Source organism: Pseudolysinimonas sp., assembly GCF_049651805.1.
Lineage (GTDB): Bacteria > Actinomycetota > Actinomycetes > Actinomycetales > Microbacteriaceae > Pseudolysinimonas_A.
Genome location: NZ_JBASCU010000038.1, coordinates 39314 through 55769, shown reverse-complemented (window position 1 = coordinate 55769; position 16456 = coordinate 39314). Strand labels below are relative to the sequence as shown.

The following is a 16456-nucleotide window of genomic DNA, read 5'->3' as shown; positions in this document are numbered from 1 at the left end:
GGTCACCCGATCGCGAGCAGCGGCTTTCCGGTGAGCGGATTCGTCGTCCAGGCCGCGCGAACCCCGTAGACCTCGTGGATGAGGTCGGGCGTGAGGGTCGCGGCCGTGGGACCCGACGCGACGACGCGGCCGTCGGCGAGCACAACGACGTGATCGGCCTGGGATGCCGCGAGGGCGAGGTCGTGCATCGCCGCGAGCACGGTCACCCCGTCGGCGGCGAGTCGCGAGAGCAGCGCGAGCACCTCGAGTTGCGCGGCGATGTCGAGGTGGTTCATCGGCTCATCGAGCAGCAGCAGGCGCGGTTTCTGCGCGAGGGCCCGGGCGAGCAACACCCGCTGGCGCTCCCCGCCCGAGAGCGACGGCAGCTCACGGTCGGCGAACGGGAGGGCGCCGGCATCCGTCATCGCCTGGGTGACCACCGCATCCGATGACGGATCGCGACCGCCGAGCAGCGCCTCGTGCGGGGTGCGGCCGAGTCCGGCGACGGCCCGCCCGGTGAGGGGGAGTTCGGTCGTCGCGTCCTGTTCGACGAGGGCGACGCGGCGGGCTCGGTCGCGGCGGCGCATCGCGAGCAGGTTGTCGCCGTCGACGTGCACGGATCCCACGGCCGGTCTCAGCACTCCGGCGACGACTCGCAGCAGGGTCGACTTTCCGGCACCGTTCGGGCCGAGCAGCGCCGTCACCGCACCGGCAGGGGCGGCGAAGGTGGCGGCATCCACCAGGGTTTTGTCGTCGACGCGCACCGTGACGTCGGCGACCCGCAGCGGGGTCATGCCTCGCTCCGGCGCCGGGCGAGCAGGAGGGCGAAGACGGGGGCGCCGATGATGGCGGTGACGATGCCGACGGGCAGTTCGCGCGGCTCGAAGACGGTGCGGGCGAGGGTGTCGGCCCACACCAGGAATACCGCGCCGGTGAGGGCCGAGAGGGGTAGCAGCGCGCGGTGTCCGGCGCCGATGAGCAGCCGCACGGCGTGGGGCAGCACCAACCCGACGAAGCCGATCGACCCCGACACGGCGACGAGCGCCCCGGTGAGCAGGGCGCCGGCACCGAGGAGCGTCCAGCGCACGCCCTGCACCGGGATGCCGAGACTCGCCGCCGTCGTGTCGCCGAGGGCGAAGGCATCCAGAATGCGTCCGGTGAACGCGAGCGGAACGCCGATGACGAGCATCGCGATGCCGGCGATCGCCACCGCCTCCCAGCGCGCTCCCGCGAGCGAGCCGAGCAGCCACGACAGTACCTCGCGGTAGGCGTCGGCGGCCCCGACCCAGAAGATCACGAACGACGTAATCGCGCCCGCGAGCGCCGAGACGGCGACGCCCGCGAGCACCGTGCGGGTGGGGGTGATGCGGCCGAAGGCACCCGCGAGGGCGAGGGTCGCGGCGAGGGCGAGCAGGGCCCCGGCGAACGCCGCGACGGGTAGCAGCACGGCGGCCCCGAGCAGCAGCACCGACACGGCGCCGAGGGAGGCGCCCGACGAGATTCCGAGCAGGTAGGGGTCGGCGAGCTGGTTGCGGGTGAGGGCCTGCATGATCGCGCCGACGAGGGCGAGGCCGGCGCCGACCGCCGCGGCGGTGAGGAGTCGCGGCAGCCGCAGTTCCCAGACGATGCCGTCGCGCAGCACGCTCAGCGGCGACTCGCTGCCGGTGAGGTGCGAGGCGATCGAGCCCCACACCTCACCGACACTCAGATCGGCAGGGCCGATCGTCACCGCGACGACGATGGATGCCGCGAGCGCGACGGCGAGGCTGGCTCCGATGAGCACGGGCCCCGCCGTCAGCGCCCCGGCACGCGACTTCATCGGATCAGTCTCACGGCAGGTCGAGCTCGTTCAGCTGTGCGACAAGCGACGTCGCCGCCGAGACGCTACGCACACCGGCCTCGGTCGACGCGAACGGCAGAATCACGAAGCGCTCATTGATCACCGCGGTGAGGTTCGCGGTCGCCGGGTTGCTCTTCAGGTAGTCGATCTTCTTCTGCGCGGTGTTCCAGGCGGCGTCGACGAGCACGAGCACGTCGGGGTCGGCGGCGAGCACCGACTCCCAGCCGTACGGGCTCCACGTCATGTCGATGTCGCCCGCGATGTTGGTCAGGCCCGCGGTCTCAAGGATGAGCTGCGGTGCCCCGATGCCGGCGCCGACGTAGGGGGTGTCGGTGCCCGACGACCACCAGAACGCAGTCAGGTCGCCGGCGAGCGGCTCGATGGCATCCAGCTCTTCTTGCTGCGCCGCGAGCAACTCGTCGGCCGAGACGTCGAAGATGTCGGCGGCCTCGGCGATCTCGCGGAAGATCTCGTCGAAGTCGAGCTTTCCGGGCTGCTCGGCGCTCTGGCAGGCGGCGGGCTGCACGTAGGAGGCGACGCCGAGCGCTTCGAGTTCGTCGCGGTCTCCGGCGGCATCGGGGCTGAAGGCCGACTCCCATCCGGAGTACACGAGGTCGGGTTCGGCCGCGAGCACGACCTCTTCGCTCGGCATCTTGTCGGCGAGCACCGGAATACCTTCGGCGTCGGCGGCCCACTCGTCGGGCACCGGGCCATCCTGGAACGCGGTGCCGACGATGCGATCGCCGAGCCCGAGCGCGAGCAGCATCTCGGTACTGGTCGACTTGATCGTGACGACCCGCTGCGGGGCTTCGTCGAAGGTCACCTCGACCCCGCAGTTGCTGAGCGTGAGCGGCCCCTCGGCGGTGGGGGTGGATGCCGGCGCGGCAGCAGCGCAGCCGGCGAGCAGCAGGGCGGTCGGGATGACGAGAAGGGGAATGCGTCGCATAGGAACCTCCGGGAAGAGAGCAGGCGGGAACAGGAGCGGCGCACAGCGCCGGGGCCTGCCGCCCAGTCGGAGGGACGGTCGAGAACCGGGCCAAATCCAGCCCGGGGGTCCGGGAACGAGTCTAGGCGGAACGGTGGAAGGGCCGGGGCTCAGTCAGGGGCCCCCGCTACCATGGCCGCATGGTTGACCCCCGACTTCTCGCGCAGGCCAAAGGGCTCGACGTCGCTGACCGGGTCGAGTTGATCAACGAGCTCTGGGACTCGATCGACGCCAATGAGTTGCCGGTGAGCCCCGGCACTGCCGACCTCATCGACGAGCGGATCCGAGAAGCCGATGCCACCCCGCTGGAGGGTCGGCCCTGGGAAGACGTCGAAGCAGAGCTGCGCGCCCGACTGCCGTGACGTTCTCGGTGATGATCCGCGCCGCGGCGCAACGAGACATCGAGAATGCGCAGGACTGGTACCTCGGTCACGCGCCCGAGCACGTCACTCGGTTCGTCGACCAGCTGTCTGCGGCTATCGCACGGTTTCGCGCCAGGCCCTACGCGTTTCCAACGCTCCGTCAGGATGCGCGTAGGGCAACCTTGCGTGTGTTCCCGTACGAGGTTTGGTATCGCGTGCATGACGAGCTGCAGCTGATTGAGGTGCTCGCTCTCGTGCACGACCGGCAAGATCCGGAGAGGTTCGGCGACCGAGTGCTCTGACGTTCCAGTGTTGGTGATTTGGAGGGGATGACGGGAATCGAACCCGCGTAATCAGTTTGGAAGACTGAGGCTCTACCATTGAGCTACATCCCCGTGATGCGTCCCCGAGTCTAATCGGAGTCGCCGCGGGGTTTCGTCGTGTGAGGGTTTCGAGACGCGTCCGCACCGCGGGCGCTCCTCAACCCGCGGTGGCGGCGCCGAGCTCGAACGGATGCGTGAGTCGCCACCACGCGTCGGGCGGCTCGATCGTTCCGGAGAGCACGAGCGGTGCCGTCAGGGTCTCGCTGCCGACCGTCCAGGTGACGCTACCCACGACATCCCCGTCGCTGCCGGTGCTCAGCGGACTCGCGGTGAACGTGGACGTGACCGCGGCATCCGACCAGGTGAGCACCGAGACGGTTTCGCCGAGCAGGATGTCGGCGCTCTCGCCCCACGGCGTCGAGTACGTTCCGATCGCGTCGCCTTCGACGCCGAGGGTCACGGTGTGGAAGCCTTCGCGGATGCTGCCCAGCAGACCGCGAACATCCAGGTTGACGGAGTCGCGGCTGAAGCTGCCGAGGATGACGCCGATGATGCTCAGCGGCTCGGCGGTGCCGACATCCATCGTCGAGGTGAAGAGCAGGTTGGATCCGCTGCCTTCGAGGGTTCCCTTCTTGAGGCCCGTGATTCTCTCGACACCGAGCAGGGTGTTGGTGTTGAGGGTCGACGGGATGTTCGGAACGTTCAGGGCCGTCGTGCCGACGATCTGCGTGATCACCGGATTCGCCATCGCGATTCTCGCGAGCGCAATCAGGTCGGCGGGTGTGCTGACGTTTCGGGCGTCGATGCCGGTCGGCTCGACGATGGTCGTCGAGGTGAGGCCGTTCGCGGCGAGCCAGGTGCGTGTCGCTTGCAGGAACGCGCCCTGCGACCCGAACGCCCAGGTCGAGACCGCCTCAGCGTAGTTGCTCGCCGACACGATGAGCATCGCCTCAAGCGCCTGACGCTGCGACATCGAGCTGCCGATCGGCATCTCGGCGATCGTCGCACCGAGCACGTAGTACTTGTCGTAGAGCGCGTGATCGGCACGAGAGAAGGTGATCGTCGGGCCGGGGTCGGTCGTGTCGGCCAGCGGCTTCTTGTCGAGCACGACGAGGGCGGTGATGAGTTTGCTGATGCTCGCGATCGGCAGCGGCCCGTCGCCTCCGCCGGACGCCCAGATGCCGCTCGCCGACTCGCCGAGGTACTCGTCGGCGCCGGAGATGCTCACCGCATACGCGCCCTCGACGGGCAGGGCGATCTGCGCGGCCGCGGGGGTGTCGACATCCGGAGCCGTGGCGTCGAGGGTGGCGGCGTCGATCGGAGCGGTCAGGGTGTAGGCGGCGTAGCCGCCCGACAGTGCGGCGAGGGCGAGCGTCACGACCAGGGCGACGATCTTGCGACGGCGGCGCCGGCCTCGGCGACGCGCCGGTTCGACCGGCGTGGGGGCGGAGGGCGTCTCGATGGCCGGCTCGTAGCGCATCAGCTCGGTGAGCCGCGCGACCCCGTCGGACCGCGCCTAGTAATCGTGCATGTCGACCCCCTGACCCGACGGGTCGTAATTGAGTCCTCATCATGCCTTGAGAGCGGTGTGCGCAATAGGGTCGAGAGGTGAACAACGCGCCAGTCGAGTACCCGCTCGCCGCGCCGACATCCATCGACCCGGTGCCCGCTTCGCGACCGCGCCCCCGGCGGCGACCCATCTTCGGCGGGATCGCGTTCGCACTGGTCGTGCTCGCCTACCTCGCGGCCGCCGGTATCGCGTTCTACGCCTACGGGCAGACCGTGGATGCCTTCATCCAAGGTCCGCCGTGGTGGGCGCTCACCTCGCAGCTCGCGGTGCTGCCGGTCGGCATCCTCTGTTTCCTCGGGTTGGTGCTGGGCATCATCGGCACCGTCCGCCGCGAGAAGCCGGGGTGGCCGGCGATCACCGCGATGATCTTCTCGCTGCCCGGATTCGGCTACGTCGCCGCCGCCACCTACGTCTGGTTCACGGTCACGGCGGCCTGCGCGTCACCTCCCGGCGCCTGCGGGTTCTAGAGCCGTTAGACTGTGGCGGGCCGTTTCTGCCTCGGGGCGTAGCTCAGCTTGGTAGAGCGCCCGCTTTGGGAGCGGGAGGCCGCAGGTTCAAATCCTGTCGCCCCGACTGCTTTTTAGAAGGCAGAGCGCCCTCACCCTCACATCCACTCAGGAGACGAATTCCCATGGTCACGACGACCGTCGAGCGCCTGTCACCGACGCGCGTGAAGTTGAACATCACCGTCACGCCCGAAGAGCTCAAGCCGAACATCACCCACGCGTACGAGCACATCGCCGAGTCGGTGAACATCCCCGGATTCCGCAAGGGCAAGGTGCCGCCGCCGATCATCGACCAGCGCGTCGGCCGCGGCGAGGTCATCAGCCACGCCGTCAACGAGGGCCTCGACAAGTTCTACCGCGACGCCGCTCGCGGTGAGAACCTCAAGCCGCTCGGCCGCCCGTCGGCCGACATCGTCGAGCTGCCGAACGAGAAGGACTTCTCGGGTGATCTCAAGATCACCGTCGAGGTGGATGTGCGCCCCGACTTCACCCTTCCGAAGTACGACGGGCTGAAGCTCGTAGTCCAGCCCGTCGCGGTCACCCCCGACGAGGTCGAGAGCGAACTCGAGAACCTGCGTTCGCGGTTCGGCACGCTCGTCACCGTCGACCGTCCGGCGAAGACCGGCGACTTCCTCAGCCTCGACCTTCAGGCGACGATCGGCGACCAAGAGGTCGATACCGCGAACAACATCTCCTACGAGCTGGGCTCGGGTGACCTGATCGAGGGCATCGACGAGGCGCTCGACACCCTCACTGCGGGCGAGTCGACGATCTTCGAGTCGAACCTGCTCGGTGGCGAACACGAGGGCGAGAAGGCCCAGATCGCCGTGACCCTGCTCTCGGTCAAGGAGCGCGAGTTGCCCGAAGCCGACGACGAGTTCGCGCAGATCGCATCCCAGTTCGACACGATCGGCGAGCTGCGGGCCGACCTGCGCGCGCAGCTCGCGAAGAGCAAGGCGTTCGGCCAGTCGATCGAGGCGCGCGACAAGATCGTCGACGTGCTGCTCGAGAAGCTCGACATCCCGGTTCCGCAGCAGCTCATCGACGACGAGGTGCACCGCCACCTCGAGGGCGAGGGTCGTCTCGACGACGACGAGCACCGCGCCGAGGTCGTGATTTCGAGCGAGAAGACGTTCCGTCAGCAGATCCTGCTCGACGCGATCGCCGAAGCCGAAAAGGTCAAAGTCGGCCAGAACGAACTCGCCAACTACGTCGTGCAGGCCAGCCAGCAGTACGGCATGGAGCCCGGCGAGTTCGTGAAGATCCTCGAGCAGAACGGCCAGCTCCCCGGCGTCGTCGGCGAGATCGCCCGATCGAAGGCGCTCGCCACCGTGCTGAGCAAGGCGAAGGTCGTCGACACCAAGGGCAAGGCCGTGGATGTCTCCGACTTCCTCGCTCGAGCCCTCGGCGACGGCGACTCGGGTGAGGTGTTCTCGGCCGAGGTCGATGATCACGAAGGTCACGACCACGGGTCGGCTACGGGTAAGGACTCGCACGGCCGCAAGCCGGGTAACGAGCACTACGGTCACGACCACAGCTGACGCCTGCTGCGTTACGCGAAGCCCCGACCCTCGTGGTCGGGGCTTTCGCGTTTCCCGAGATTTGGGTCAGCGAGGCGTGGCATCCTGGCGGCATGACGCGGTATGTGGCGCTGCTCCGCGGAGTCAACGTCGGCGGGGTCACCGTCAAGATGGCCGACCTCGCCGAGGTGGTGCGCGGGCTCGGGTACGACGACGTGAAGACGGTGTTGGCGAGTGGCAACGTGCTGTTCACGACGACGGATGCCGCATCCGCCGCCAAGAAGAAGCTGGAAGGCGCGCTGCGGAAACGCTTCGGGTATGAGGCCTGGGTGCACGTGTTGACCCAGGCGAAGGTCGGCAAGATCGTCGAGGCCTATCCGTTCGGGCGCGCCGCCGACCGGCACGCATACGTCGTCTTCGTGCTGAAACCCGAGCTGCTCGACGCGCTGCTCGCCGTCGAACTCGACCCCGCCGTCGACCGAGCGGCACGCGGTGACGGGGTGCTCTACTGGTCGACCGCGAAAGGGTCGACGCTCGACTCGGCGATGGGCAAGGCGCAGGGTTCGGGTAAACACAAGCCGTGGCTGACGACCCGCAACCTCAACACCCTCGAGAAGCTGCTCTAGCCGAGAAGGTCGTCGGCGTAGGCCGTGACAGCGCGCGAGTAGGCCGGCAGGTGCGGGGCGAGGGCGCGCAGCGCAGCGGCGAGGGCCTCGCGTTCGGCTCCGGTGTCGGCGAGGGCGAGTGCGGCGAACGCGGTCGCGGCGTCGGCGAGTGGATGTTCGGGATGCCCGGCGAACTGCTCCCGCAACAGCGTCAGCGCCTCCTCGGGACGGCCGAGGTTGCGCACAGTGCTAGCGAGTTGGATGACGGCCTGCCCGCGGTGCGGCTCGCCGAGTCCTAGGTCGAGTGCCCGTCGGTACAGCGGTTCGGCCTCGGCTTCCCGTCCGACGTAGTCGCGCACCCCCGCGAGTTCGAACACCGCGACGGCATCCTCTGCGGGCCGCTCCGCAACGAGCGCCTCGATCGCCGACTCCACGTCCGCTTCGGGGCGGCCCCCGGCATCCGCCCACACCGCCGCGACACGCTTTTCCCATCCGTTCACCCGATGACGATACGTGCCTGAGCCCAGGGCGGCTGTGCTATTTGGTTCGCCCTGGGCTTTGCCCAGGGCGAACATGGCCACGGGGCATCCGAGAGCCCAAGTAGATTCGACCTCGGAATCAAGCGAACGGAGCTTCCCCTCATGGCCGATACGGCATTCCCGCCGAGCGTCTTCGACCGACTTCTCAAAGACCGCATCATCTGGCTCGGATCCGAGGTGCGTGACGACAACGCCAACGAGATCGCTGCGAAGCTTCTGCTGCTCGCCGCCGAAGACTCGAACAAAGACATCTACCTCTACGTGAACAGCCCCGGCGGATCGATCACCGCCGGGATGGCGATCTACGACACGATGCAGTTCATCCCGAACGACGTCGTCACCGTCGGCATCGGCATGGCCGCCTCGATGGGGCAGCTGCTGCTCACCGCCGGCACCAAGGGCAAGCGCTACATCACGCCGAACGCGCGGGTGCTGCTGCACCAGCCGCACGGTGGATTCGGCGGCACGTCGAGCGACATCCAGACGCAGGCGGCGCTCATCCTCGACATGAAGAAGCGTCTCGCCGAGATCACCGCCGAGCAGACCGGCAAGACGGTCGAGCAGATCAACGCCGACGGTGACCGCGACCGCTGGTTCACCGCCAAGGAAGCCCTCGAATACGGCTTCGTCGACCACATCCGCGAATCTGCTGCCGACGTCATCGGTGGCGGCGGCACGAAGTAAGGGTAGGAAGATCATGGAAACCCCCACGTTCCGCGCCGCGGGCAGCCTCGCGGAGAGTCGCTACATCCTCCCCAGTTTCGAGGAGCGCACCGCCTACGGCTTCAAGCGCCAGGACCCGTACGCGAAGCTCTTCGAGGACCGCATCATCTTCCTCGGCGTGCAGGTCGACGACGCCTCGGCGGATGACGTCATGGCCCAGCTGCTCGTGCTCGAGTCGATGGACCCCGACCGCGACATCGTCATGTACATCAACAGCCCCGGCGGCTCGTTCACGGCGATGACGGCGATCTACGACACCATGCAGTACATCCGTCCGCAGATCCAGACCGTCGTGCTCGGCCAGGCCGCGTCGGCCGCCGCCGTCATCCTCGCCGCCGGCAGCCCGGGCAAGCGTCTCGCGCTCCCGAACGCACGCGTGCTCATCCACCAGCCCGCCTTCGGCGAGGCCGGTCGCGGTCAGGCGTCCGACATCGAGATCCAGGCCGCCGAGGTGCTGCGCCTGCGCACCTGGCTCGAGCTGACGCTCTCGAAGCACTCGAACAAGACGCAGGAAGAGGTGAACAACGACATCGAGCGCGACAAGATCCTCTCCGCCGATGACGCGCTCACCTACGGCCTCATCGACCAGGTGCTCACGAGCCGCAAGAACCTTCCCGCGGCGCTCGTCAAGTAGCAGTCAGGTCGCGACGGCGCGCCGTGACGGCTTCGGCACGCGCTGCGAGCCCACGCCGCCGGTTCGGGTTAGGCTCGATCACAACCTACGGGGAGGAGTGGTTATGGCGAGGATCGGTGAGAGCGCCGACCTGCTCAAGTGCTCCTTCTGCGGCAAGAGCCAGAAGCAGGTTCAGCAGCTGATCGCGGGCCCCGGCGTCTACATTTGCGACGAGTGCGTCGAACTCTGCAACGAGATCATCGAAGAGCGTCTCGCCGAAGCCGGCGAAGAGACGGTCAGCGAGTTCGACCTGCCGAAGCCGAAAGAGATCTTCTCGTTCCTCGAGGAGTACGTCATCGGCCAGATCCCCGCCAAGAAGGCGCTCTCGGTCGCCGTCTACAACCACTACAAGCGCATTCGCGCCCGCGGCACCATGAGTGCCGCCGAGTCGGCGATCGACGACATCGACATCCAGAAGTCGAACATCCTGTTGATCGGCCCGACCGGCTGCGGCAAGACCTACCTCGCCCAGACGCTCGCGAAGCGGCTCAACGTTCCCTTCGCCGTCGCGGATGCCACCGCCCTCACCGAGGCCGGGTACGTGGGTGAGGATGTCGAGAACATCCTGCTGAAGCTCATCCAGGCCGCCGACTACGACGTCAAGCGGGCCGAGACCGGCATCATCTACATCGACGAGGTCGACAAGATCGCCCGCAAGGCCGAGAACCCGTCGATCACCCGCGACGTGTCGGGCGAGGGCGTGCAGCAGGCGTTGCTGAAGATCCTCGAAGGCACGACGGCATCCGTTCCCCCGCAGGGCGGTCGCAAACACCCGCACCAGGAGTTCATCCAGATCGATACGACGAACGTGCTGTTCATCGTGGCCGGTGCGTTCGCGGGGCTGGAAGACATCATCTCCGCCCGGGTCGGCAAGCGCGGCATCGGTTTCGGCGCCCCGTTGCACTTCAAGCGCGACGAGCAGGAACTTTTCAGCGACGTGCTTCCCGAAGACCTCCACAAGTTCGGTCTCATCCCCGAGTTCATCGGCCGCCTCCCCGTCGTCACGACGGTGTCGCCGCTCGACCAGGACGCGCTCATGCAGATCCTCACCGAGCCGAAGAACGCGCTCGTGCGTCAGTACCAGCGCATGTTCGAGATCGACGGCGTCGAGCTGGAGTTCGAGACGGATGCCCTCGAGGCGATCGCGGATCTCGCGAAGCTGCGCCAGACCGGCGCCCGCGGCCTGCGCGCGATCCTCGAAGAGGTGCTCGGCCCGATCATGTTCGACGTTCCGTCGGATGACGATGTGGCCCGTGTCGTCGTGACGAAGGCCGCCGTGCTCGAGAACGCCGCGCCGACGATCGTGCCGCGCGCGCCGCGTCGCACCGAGAAGTCCGCGTAGAACCGCCGGAACCCGGCGCATGTCCAAGGTCATCCGCCCCCCGCGGCTTCACCCCGGCGACAGGGTCGCCGTTGTCGCGCCGTCCCAGTCGCTCGCCGGCGTCTACCCGAAGGTGTATGCCGCCGGGCTGGCGACGCTGCGCGACACCTTCGGGCTCGAGGTCGTCGAACTGCCGTCGATCACGTTCGACCCCGAGTACTCGTACCGGCATCCCGAGCTGCGGGCCGCCGACCTCAACGCCGCCTTCGCTGACGACTCCATCGCAGGCATCATCGCCCAGATCGGCGGCACCGACTCGATCCGGTTGCTGCCGCACCTCGATGTCGGCCTGGCGGTCAGCCACCCGAAGGTGCTGATGGGGTACTCCGACACGGCGACGATGCTCACCACCTACGCCCAGGCAGGGCTCGTGACCTTCAACGGCCCGTCGGTGATGGCCGGGTTCGCCCAGTCGCGGCACTTCCCGCAGCTCGAACAGCACGTGCGCCACGTCGTGTTCGAGCCGGCCGACACGCTCGAGTACGCCCCGTTCCCTCACTGGGTGGACCACTACCCCAACTGGCACCGGCAGGCCGGTCACGAGATCGGGCACCAGCATCCGCACGACGGGTGGCGCTGGTTGCAGGGCGCCGGCACAGTGAGCGGCCGACTCTTCGGCGGATGTATCGAGGTGCTGCAGTTCCTCAAAGGCACCGACTACTGGCCGGAGTCAGCGTTCTTCGCCGAGCGCATCCTGTTCCTCGAGACCAGCGAAGACAAACCGCCGGTGGCGTTCACTGAACACTGGCTGCGCAGCTTCGGCGTCGGCGGCGGGCTCGACAAGCTCGCCGGCCTGCTGATCGGCCGGCCGCGCGACTACACCGTGCCTGAGTCGAGAGATCTGGATGCCGTCGTCGTGCAGGTGCTCGCCGAGTTCGGGCGCGACGACCTGCCCGTCGTCAGCAACCTCGACTTCGGACACACCGACCCGCAGTGGATCCTGCCGAACAACGTGCTCTTCGAGATCGATGTCGCAGGGAAGGCCCTGCGGCTGCTCGAGCCGGCGGTCGCCTAACCACGCCACTCCCGCGGACCTCCTCCGCACGGTCGCGACACCGGCGACGGCGAATTGACACGGCCCGGTTCTTACTTCTATGGTTTATTTAGTCCTGAACTAAGGGCGAACCCGAGGAGATTCGATGGCGAACCGACAGAGCGCACGCACCGACGTGAACCGTTCCGCGATCCTCGCGCAACTCGGCGCTCAGGGGCCAGCCTCGCGCGCCGACCTCGCTCGCCTCCTCGGGGTCTCGCCTGCGCTCATGACGCAGCTCGTCAAGGAACTGCTGGCTGCAGGGCTCGTCGTCGAACTGGAACATTCGCCCTCGCAGGGCGGTCGGCCCGCCCGCATGCTGGGCCTCGCCACCACAGGAGATCGGGTCATCGGGGTCAAAGTCGTCGCCGACCACGTCGCGTTTGTCGAAGTTGGGCTCGACGGCTCGGTGCAACGCTCCGCGAGCGAACCCTTCGACGCCGCAGCATCCACGGTGCTCGCCGACCTGGCGCGGCTGCTCGAGCGATTCATTGCGGGCGGTACGACCCGACTGCTCGGCGTCGGCGTCGGGGTTCCCGGCTCGGTCGATCGGCAGGGCAACGGCGTCGTCGACTCACCCCAGCTCGGCTGGAACCAGGTGCCGCTCGGCGCCTCGCTTCGACGCGAACTCGGCCTTCCGGTGCTCGTCGAAAACAATGTGAACGCGCTCGCCATGGCCGAGCGCCTGTACGGCGTCGGGCGACGCCACGAGAGCTTCCTCGTCGTCACGATCGGAACCGGAGTGGGCGCCGGGATCGTTGTCGACGGGGTCGTACTGCGCGGCGCCGCTGGCGGCGCGGGCGAGATCGGGCACACCCCGGTGCTCGAGAACGGGCCGCTCTGCATGTGCGGCAACCGCGGCTGCCTCGAATCGATCATCGGCGAGGCGGCGCTGGTGCGCACCGCCCGCGAGCGCGGGGCGATCCCGGCGTCGGGCGGCATCGCGGCGCTTCGGGCCGCGGCAGACGCGGGCGACGCGATCGCCACCACCATCTTCAGCGAGGCCGGCCACCTGCTCGGTCGCACGCTCGCGGGGCTGGTGCACGCGCTCGACCCCGAGATCGTGATCCTGCTTGGCGAAGGCACGGTCTCCTGGCCGCACTGGTCGTTCGGCTTCGAGCCGGCGTTCCGTTCCAGCCTGCTTCCCGCTCGGCGCGGGGTCGGTGTGGCCGTCGAGACCTGGCAAGACGAAAGCTGGGCGCAGGGCGCCGCCGCGCTCGTGCTGGCAACGCCCTTCGACTCCGAAGGTGTCTCGGGCGACCAGGGTCAGCTCGTGCGCGACCGGCTCTCCACCGGCCACCCGCCCGCATCGGCCGGGGCGCCCGCATGAGCGTGAGCAATCTGCAGAAGAGTCTTCTCGACCGCAGCGCTCCGCCGCCCGATGCCCCACGTACGACTGGACGGCGACGGCGTACCCGCTATGCGCTCACCGTCCTCGCCTTCCTGCTGCCGAGTGCGCTGCCTCTCGTGCTGTTCGTGATCGGCCCGATGATCGGCGCGGCCTGGGTGAGCCTCACCGAGTGGAACCTGCTCTCCCCGGCCCAGTTCGTCGGCTTCGACAACTACGCGCAGCTGCTCGCCGACCCCGAGACGGCGGATGTTTTCCTGCACACCCTGTACTACATCGTGGGCTACCTGCCGATCGTCTACATCGGCGGTCTCGCCCTGGCCCTCGCGCTCAACACGGCGCTCAAGGGGCGGTCGTTCCTGCGCGGCATCTACTTCCTGCCCGTCGTGACGAGCTGGATCGTCGTCGCCCTCGTCTGGCGCTGGCTGCTCAACCCGTCGACGGGCGTCGTCAACACGGTTCTGAGTTGGGTCGGTATCGACGGGCCGGGCTGGTGGACCGACCCGGTGTGGGCGATGCCGTCGATCATCCTGGCGAGCGCGTGGAAGGACCTCGGCTTCGTCATGGTCATCCTGCTCGCCGGGCTGCAGGCCATCGACCCCGACCTGATCGATGCCGCGCGCGTCGACGGCGCCGGCTGGTGGCGCCGGCTGTTCAGTGTCGTGTTGCCGTTGCTCAGCCCGAGCACCTTCTTCGTGATCGTCATCTCGCTCATCAACGGCTTCCAGGTCTTCGACCAGGTGTACGCCATGACGGGCGGCGGACCGGGCGGCTCGACGCAGGTCGTCGTGCAGCAGATCTATGACCTGACCTTCCGCTACGGCGCCGCGGGCGAGGCATCCGCCTTGAGCTGGATGCTGTTCGCCGTCATTCTCGGCGTCACCGTCGTGCAGATCATCGGCCAGAGACGGTGGGTGACGTATGGCTGAAGCGCGCGTCGCCACTCGCCCTCACCGGGCCACGAGAGTCGTGCTCTACGTGGTCGTCATCGTCGGCGCCGCGATCATGTTCTTCCCGTTCCTGTGGACCATCATCACGTCGATCACCCCGGGTGCAGGGCTGACGGTCGCCCCTGCCCTCATCCCGAGCGACCCGTCGTTGGCGGCATATCAGCAGCTCTTCGCCGAGCGGCCGTTCGCGCGGGTCGTGCTCAACAGCCTCGGCATCGCCACGGTCACGACCCTCGTGCAGCTGTTCACGAGCGCGACCGCTGCGTATGCGTTCAGCCGGCTACCGTTCCAGGGTCGCGGCGTCGTCTTCGCGGTGTATCTGGCGACCATGATGATCCCGCTGCAGGTGCTCATCGTGCCGCTCTTCGTCGAGCTGCGCACCTTCGGGCTCATCAACACCTACCTCGGCGCCCTACTGCCGACGTTCGCGAGCGCGTTCGGCATCTTCCTGCTGCGGCAGGCGGTCAACCAGGTGCCGCGCGAGCTCGACGAGGCGGCGACACTCGACGGGGCGGGGCACTTCCGAATCTTCTTCTCGGTGATCCTGCCCAACATCCGTCCCGCCCTCGCGACGCTCACGGTCTTCGCCTTCATGGGGAGCTGGAACAGCTTCCTCTGGCCGCTCGTCGTTCTGCGCTCACCCGAGCTGCACACGCTGCCCGTCGCGCTCGCGGCGCTCCAGGGGCAGTACGTCACCCAGTGGGACATCGTCATGGCCGGCTCGGTCGTGAGTGTCCTCCCCATGCTCGCCCTGTACGTCTTCGCGCAGAAGTACGTCATCCAGGGCGTCGCCAGCTCCGGGCTCAAGTGAGCCCGGTCGCCCACACCCCCCGCATCACATCCATATCGAAGGAGATAGGCACATCATGAAGCACCTGCTTCCCACAGTCCTCGGCATCACCGGGGTCGCGGCACTGACCCTCAGCGGTTGCGCGGCGCCCGCCGATTCGGGCCCCGTCACGATCACGTACAGCAACTTCATCTCGAACGACGGCAACGAAGAGAACCTCCAGGCGATCATCGACGCGTTTGAGGACGCCAACCCCGACATCACCGTCGAGGTGACGACCCTTCCCTACGGCGACTATGGCACCGCCGTGCAGACCGACCTCGCGGCCGGATCGGTGAGCGACGTCTTCGACATCGAGTACGCCAACTACGCGCAGTACCAGGCGAACGGGGTGCTCGCGCCGATCGAGCTGGAGAACGCGGGCGCTTACAAGCCCTCGCTGCTCGAGGCGTATGCCACCGGTGGAGTGCAGTACGCCCTGCCGAGTTCGTTCTCGGCCGTCGTGCTCTACTACAACGCCGACCTGTTCGACGCGGCCGGCCTTGACTACCCGACGAACGATTGGACCTGGGAAGACGAGCGGGCTGCGGCCGAAGCGCTCACCGACCAGGCGGCCGGCGTGTGGGGTGACCACCAGCCGGTGAGCTTCTACGAGTACTACAAGGCGCTCGCACAGAACGGCGGCGAGTTCCTCAACGCCGACGGCACCGCGGTCGCCTTCAACACGCCCGAGGGCATCGAGGCGGCCGAGTGGCTCGTCGGCAAGAGCGGCACCGTGATGCCGACGATCGAGCAGGGCCAGGGAACTCCGGACTTCGACACCAACCTGTTCAAGGACGGCAAACTCGCGATGCTGCACACCGGCATCTGGGTGTTCACCTCGGTCGCCGACGTGCCGTTCACCTGGGACATCGCCGTCGAGCCGGGCAACACCACGCAGGCGAGCGCCGTGTTCTCCAACGCGGTCGGCGTGAGTGCGACGTCGGAGCACGTCGAAGCGGCCACCAAGTGGGCCGAGTTCCTCACGTCCTCCGACGCGATGGTCGACATCCGCCTCGACTCGGGCTGGGAGCTGCCGCCGATCGCGGACGACGCGAAACTCGCGACCTACCTCGAGAAGGGCGCCCCGGCGAACCGCCAGGCCGTGTTCGACTCGCTCGACGGGATCGCGCTGCCGCCCGTCGTGGCGAAGGGTCAGGCCGAGATGCAGGACATCATCACCGAGGAGCTGATCGAAGCCCAAGCCGGTCGCAAGACCGTCGAGGAGGCTCTCGCGAGCGCCGAGGAGCGCATCAACGCGGTGATCGGCGGCTAGCCGACCGCCCTGCC

18 protein-coding genes and 2 tRNA genes are annotated in these 16456 nt (G+C 67.9%); 14 read left to right on the top strand and 6 right to left on the bottom strand.

The window, feature by feature from the left end; translation table 11 throughout:
• Positions 1-2: 2 nt before the first annotated feature.
• The 3 genes from WBL06_RS09925 to WBL06_RS09915 are packed head-to-tail and all read right to left on the bottom strand — an operon-like array spanning position 3 to position 2765.
• The gene (locus WBL06_RS09925; RefSeq protein WP_424455833.1) at positions 3-773 is read right to left on the bottom strand and encodes an ABC transporter ATP-binding protein; all 771 of its coding nucleotides are present in this window, start codon (positions 771-773) and stop codon (positions 3-5) included.
• Positions 770-1798, bottom strand: coding sequence for a putative F420-0 ABC transporter permease subunit (locus tag WBL06_RS09920; protein WP_424455832.1), 1029 nt, complete (start codon positions 1796-1798; stop codon positions 770-772). The genes WBL06_RS09925 and WBL06_RS09920 overlap by 4 nt, the downstream gene beginning before the upstream one ends.
• Positions 1799-1808: 10 nt before the next feature.
• Entirely contained in the window at positions 1809-2765 is a 957-nt protein-coding gene (locus WBL06_RS09915) for a putative F420-0 ABC transporter substrate-binding protein (protein ID WP_424455831.1), read from the bottom strand.
• A gap of 179 nt (positions 2766-2944) precedes the next feature.
• Between WBL06_RS09915 and WBL06_RS09910 the strand changes: the two genes are divergently transcribed.
• On the top strand, positions 2945-3166 hold the full coding sequence (locus WBL06_RS09910; RefSeq protein ID WP_424455830.1) for an addiction module protein: 222 nt from the start codon (positions 2945-2947) through the stop codon (positions 3164-3166).
• An 11-nt stretch (positions 3167-3177) separates the two neighbouring features.
• Positions 3178-3468 carry a type II toxin-antitoxin system RelE/ParE family toxin gene (locus tag WBL06_RS09905; protein WP_424455829.1) on the top strand — a complete coding sequence of 97 codons (291 nt, stop codon included), beginning with the start codon at positions 3178-3180 and terminating at the stop codon, positions 3466-3468.
• Positions 3469-3487: 19 nt separating this feature from the next.
• On the opposite strand, the gene WBL06_RS09900 is transcribed toward WBL06_RS09905, so the two are convergent.
• Positions 3488-3561: transfer RNA gene (locus WBL06_RS09900), tRNA-Gly, on the bottom strand.
• Positions 3562-3646: 85 nt separating this feature from the next.
• Complete coding sequence (locus tag WBL06_RS09895; protein ID WP_424455828.1) at positions 3647-4969, bottom strand: D-alanyl-D-alanine carboxypeptidase family protein; 1323 nt, start codon at positions 4967-4969, stop codon at positions 3647-3649.
• A gap of 128 nt (positions 4970-5097) precedes the next feature.
• Between WBL06_RS09895 and WBL06_RS09890 the strand changes: the two genes are divergently transcribed.
• The 4 genes from WBL06_RS09890 to WBL06_RS09875 all read left to right on the top strand — a co-directional run bounded on the left by WBL06_RS09890 (position 5098) and on the right by WBL06_RS09875 (position 7711).
• Positions 5098-5526 carry a hypothetical protein gene (locus WBL06_RS09890; protein WP_424455827.1) on the top strand — a complete coding sequence of 143 codons (429 nt, stop codon included), beginning with the start codon at positions 5098-5100 and terminating at the stop codon, positions 5524-5526.
• 32 nt (positions 5527-5558) lie between these two features.
• Positions 5559-5632, top strand: a tRNA-Pro gene (locus tag WBL06_RS09885).
• 58 nt (positions 5633-5690) lie between these two features.
• Positions 5691-7106, top strand: coding sequence for a trigger factor (gene tig, locus WBL06_RS09880; RefSeq protein WP_424455826.1), 1416 nt, complete (start codon positions 5691-5693; stop codon positions 7104-7106).
• Between the two features lie 92 nt (positions 7107-7198).
• Positions 7199-7711 carry a DUF1697 domain-containing protein gene (locus tag WBL06_RS09875; protein WP_424455825.1) on the top strand — a complete coding sequence of 171 codons (513 nt, stop codon included), beginning with the start codon at positions 7199-7201 and terminating at the stop codon, positions 7709-7711.
• On the opposite strand, the gene WBL06_RS09870 is transcribed toward WBL06_RS09875, so the two are convergent.
• Positions 7708-8190 carry a tetratricopeptide repeat protein gene (locus tag WBL06_RS09870; protein WP_424455824.1) on the bottom strand — a complete coding sequence of 161 codons (483 nt, stop codon included), beginning with the start codon at positions 8188-8190 and terminating at the stop codon, positions 7708-7710. The genes WBL06_RS09875 and WBL06_RS09870 overlap by 4 nt on opposite strands.
• A gap of 141 nt (positions 8191-8331) precedes the next feature.
• Between WBL06_RS09870 and WBL06_RS09865 the strand changes: the two genes are divergently transcribed.
• The 8 genes from WBL06_RS09865 (at position 8332) to WBL06_RS09830 (ending at position 16442) form a co-directional block, all read left to right on the top strand.
• Positions 8332-8913: an ATP-dependent Clp protease proteolytic subunit gene (locus WBL06_RS09865; RefSeq protein WP_424455823.1), complete on the top strand. Its 582-nt coding sequence runs from the start codon at positions 8332-8334 to the stop codon at positions 8911-8913.
• 13 nt (positions 8914-8926) lie between these two features.
• Positions 8927-9586: an ATP-dependent Clp protease proteolytic subunit gene (locus WBL06_RS09860; protein ID WP_424455822.1), complete on the top strand. Its 660-nt coding sequence runs from the start codon at positions 8927-8929 to the stop codon at positions 9584-9586.
• Between the two features lie 103 nt (positions 9587-9689).
• The gene (gene clpX, locus WBL06_RS09855; protein WP_424455821.1) at positions 9690-10967 is read left to right on the top strand and encodes an ATP-dependent Clp protease ATP-binding subunit ClpX; all 1278 of its coding nucleotides are present in this window, start codon (positions 9690-9692) and stop codon (positions 10965-10967) included.
• A 19-nt stretch (positions 10968-10986) separates the two neighbouring features.
• Positions 10987-12021 (top strand): S66 family peptidase, encoded by a 1035-nt coding sequence (locus WBL06_RS09850; RefSeq protein WP_424455820.1) that lies wholly within the window; start codon positions 10987-10989, stop codon positions 12019-12021.
• Positions 12022-12145: 124 nt separating this feature from the next.
• Entirely contained in the window at positions 12146-13369 is a 1224-nt protein-coding gene (locus WBL06_RS09845; protein WP_424455819.1) for an ROK family protein, read from the top strand.
• Positions 13366-14316 (top strand): carbohydrate ABC transporter permease, encoded by a 951-nt coding sequence (locus WBL06_RS09840; RefSeq protein WP_424455818.1) that lies wholly within the window; start codon positions 13366-13368, stop codon positions 14314-14316. Before WBL06_RS09845 ends, WBL06_RS09840 begins: the two co-directional genes overlap by 4 nt.
• Positions 14309-15148, top strand: coding sequence for a carbohydrate ABC transporter permease (locus WBL06_RS09835; RefSeq protein WP_424455817.1), 840 nt, complete (start codon positions 14309-14311; stop codon positions 15146-15148). The genes WBL06_RS09840 and WBL06_RS09835 overlap by 8 nt, the downstream gene beginning before the upstream one ends.
• Positions 15149-15203: 55 nt before the next feature.
• The gene (locus WBL06_RS09830) at positions 15204-16442 is read left to right on the top strand and encodes an ABC transporter substrate-binding protein (protein WP_424455816.1); all 1239 of its coding nucleotides are present in this window, start codon (positions 15204-15206) and stop codon (positions 16440-16442) included.
• The last annotated feature ends 14 nt before the right edge of the window (positions 16443-16456 follow it).

Coding starts and splice junctions, on each gene's coding strand:
- WBL06_RS09925 (WP_424455833.1), bottom strand. CDS start 773: ATGACCCCGCTGCGGGTCGCCGACGTCACGGTGCGCGTCGACGACAAA.
- WBL06_RS09920 (WP_424455832.1), bottom strand. CDS start 1,798: ATGAAGTCGCGTGCCGGGGCGCTGACGGCGGGGCCCGTGCTCATCGGA.
- WBL06_RS09915 (WP_424455831.1), bottom strand. CDS start 2,765: ATGCGACGCATTCCCCTTCTCGTCATCCCGACCGCCCTGCTGCTCGCC.
- WBL06_RS09910 (WP_424455830.1), top strand. CDS start 2,945: ATGGTTGACCCCCGACTTCTCGCGCAGGCCAAAGGGCTCGACGTCGCT.
- WBL06_RS09905 (WP_424455829.1), top strand. CDS start 3,178: ATGATCCGCGCCGCGGCGCAACGAGACATCGAGAATGCGCAGGACTGG.
- WBL06_RS09895 (WP_424455828.1), bottom strand. CDS start 4,969: ATGCGCTACGAGCCGGCCATCGAGACGCCCTCCGCCCCCACGCCGGTC.
- tig (WP_424455826.1), top strand. CDS start 5,691: ATGGTCACGACGACCGTCGAGCGCCTGTCACCGACGCGCGTGAAGTTG.
- WBL06_RS09875 (WP_424455825.1), top strand. CDS start 7,199: ATGACGCGGTATGTGGCGCTGCTCCGCGGAGTCAACGTCGGCGGGGTC.
- WBL06_RS09865 (WP_424455823.1), top strand. CDS start 8,332: ATGGCCGATACGGCATTCCCGCCGAGCGTCTTCGACCGACTTCTCAAA.
- WBL06_RS09860 (WP_424455822.1), top strand. CDS start 8,927: ATGGAAACCCCCACGTTCCGCGCCGCGGGCAGCCTCGCGGAGAGTCGC.
- clpX (WP_424455821.1), top strand. CDS start 9,690: ATGGCGAGGATCGGTGAGAGCGCCGACCTGCTCAAGTGCTCCTTCTGC.
- WBL06_RS09850 (WP_424455820.1), top strand. CDS start 10,987: ATGTCCAAGGTCATCCGCCCCCCGCGGCTTCACCCCGGCGACAGGGTC.
- WBL06_RS09845 (WP_424455819.1), top strand. CDS start 12,146: ATGGCGAACCGACAGAGCGCACGCACCGACGTGAACCGTTCCGCGATC.
- WBL06_RS09840 (WP_424455818.1), top strand. CDS start 13,366: ATGAGCGTGAGCAATCTGCAGAAGAGTCTTCTCGACCGCAGCGCTCCG.
- WBL06_RS09835 (WP_424455817.1), top strand. CDS start 14,309: ATGGCTGAAGCGCGCGTCGCCACTCGCCCTCACCGGGCCACGAGAGTC.
- WBL06_RS09830 (WP_424455816.1), top strand. CDS start 15,204: ATGAAGCACCTGCTTCCCACAGTCCTCGGCATCACCGGGGTCGCGGCA.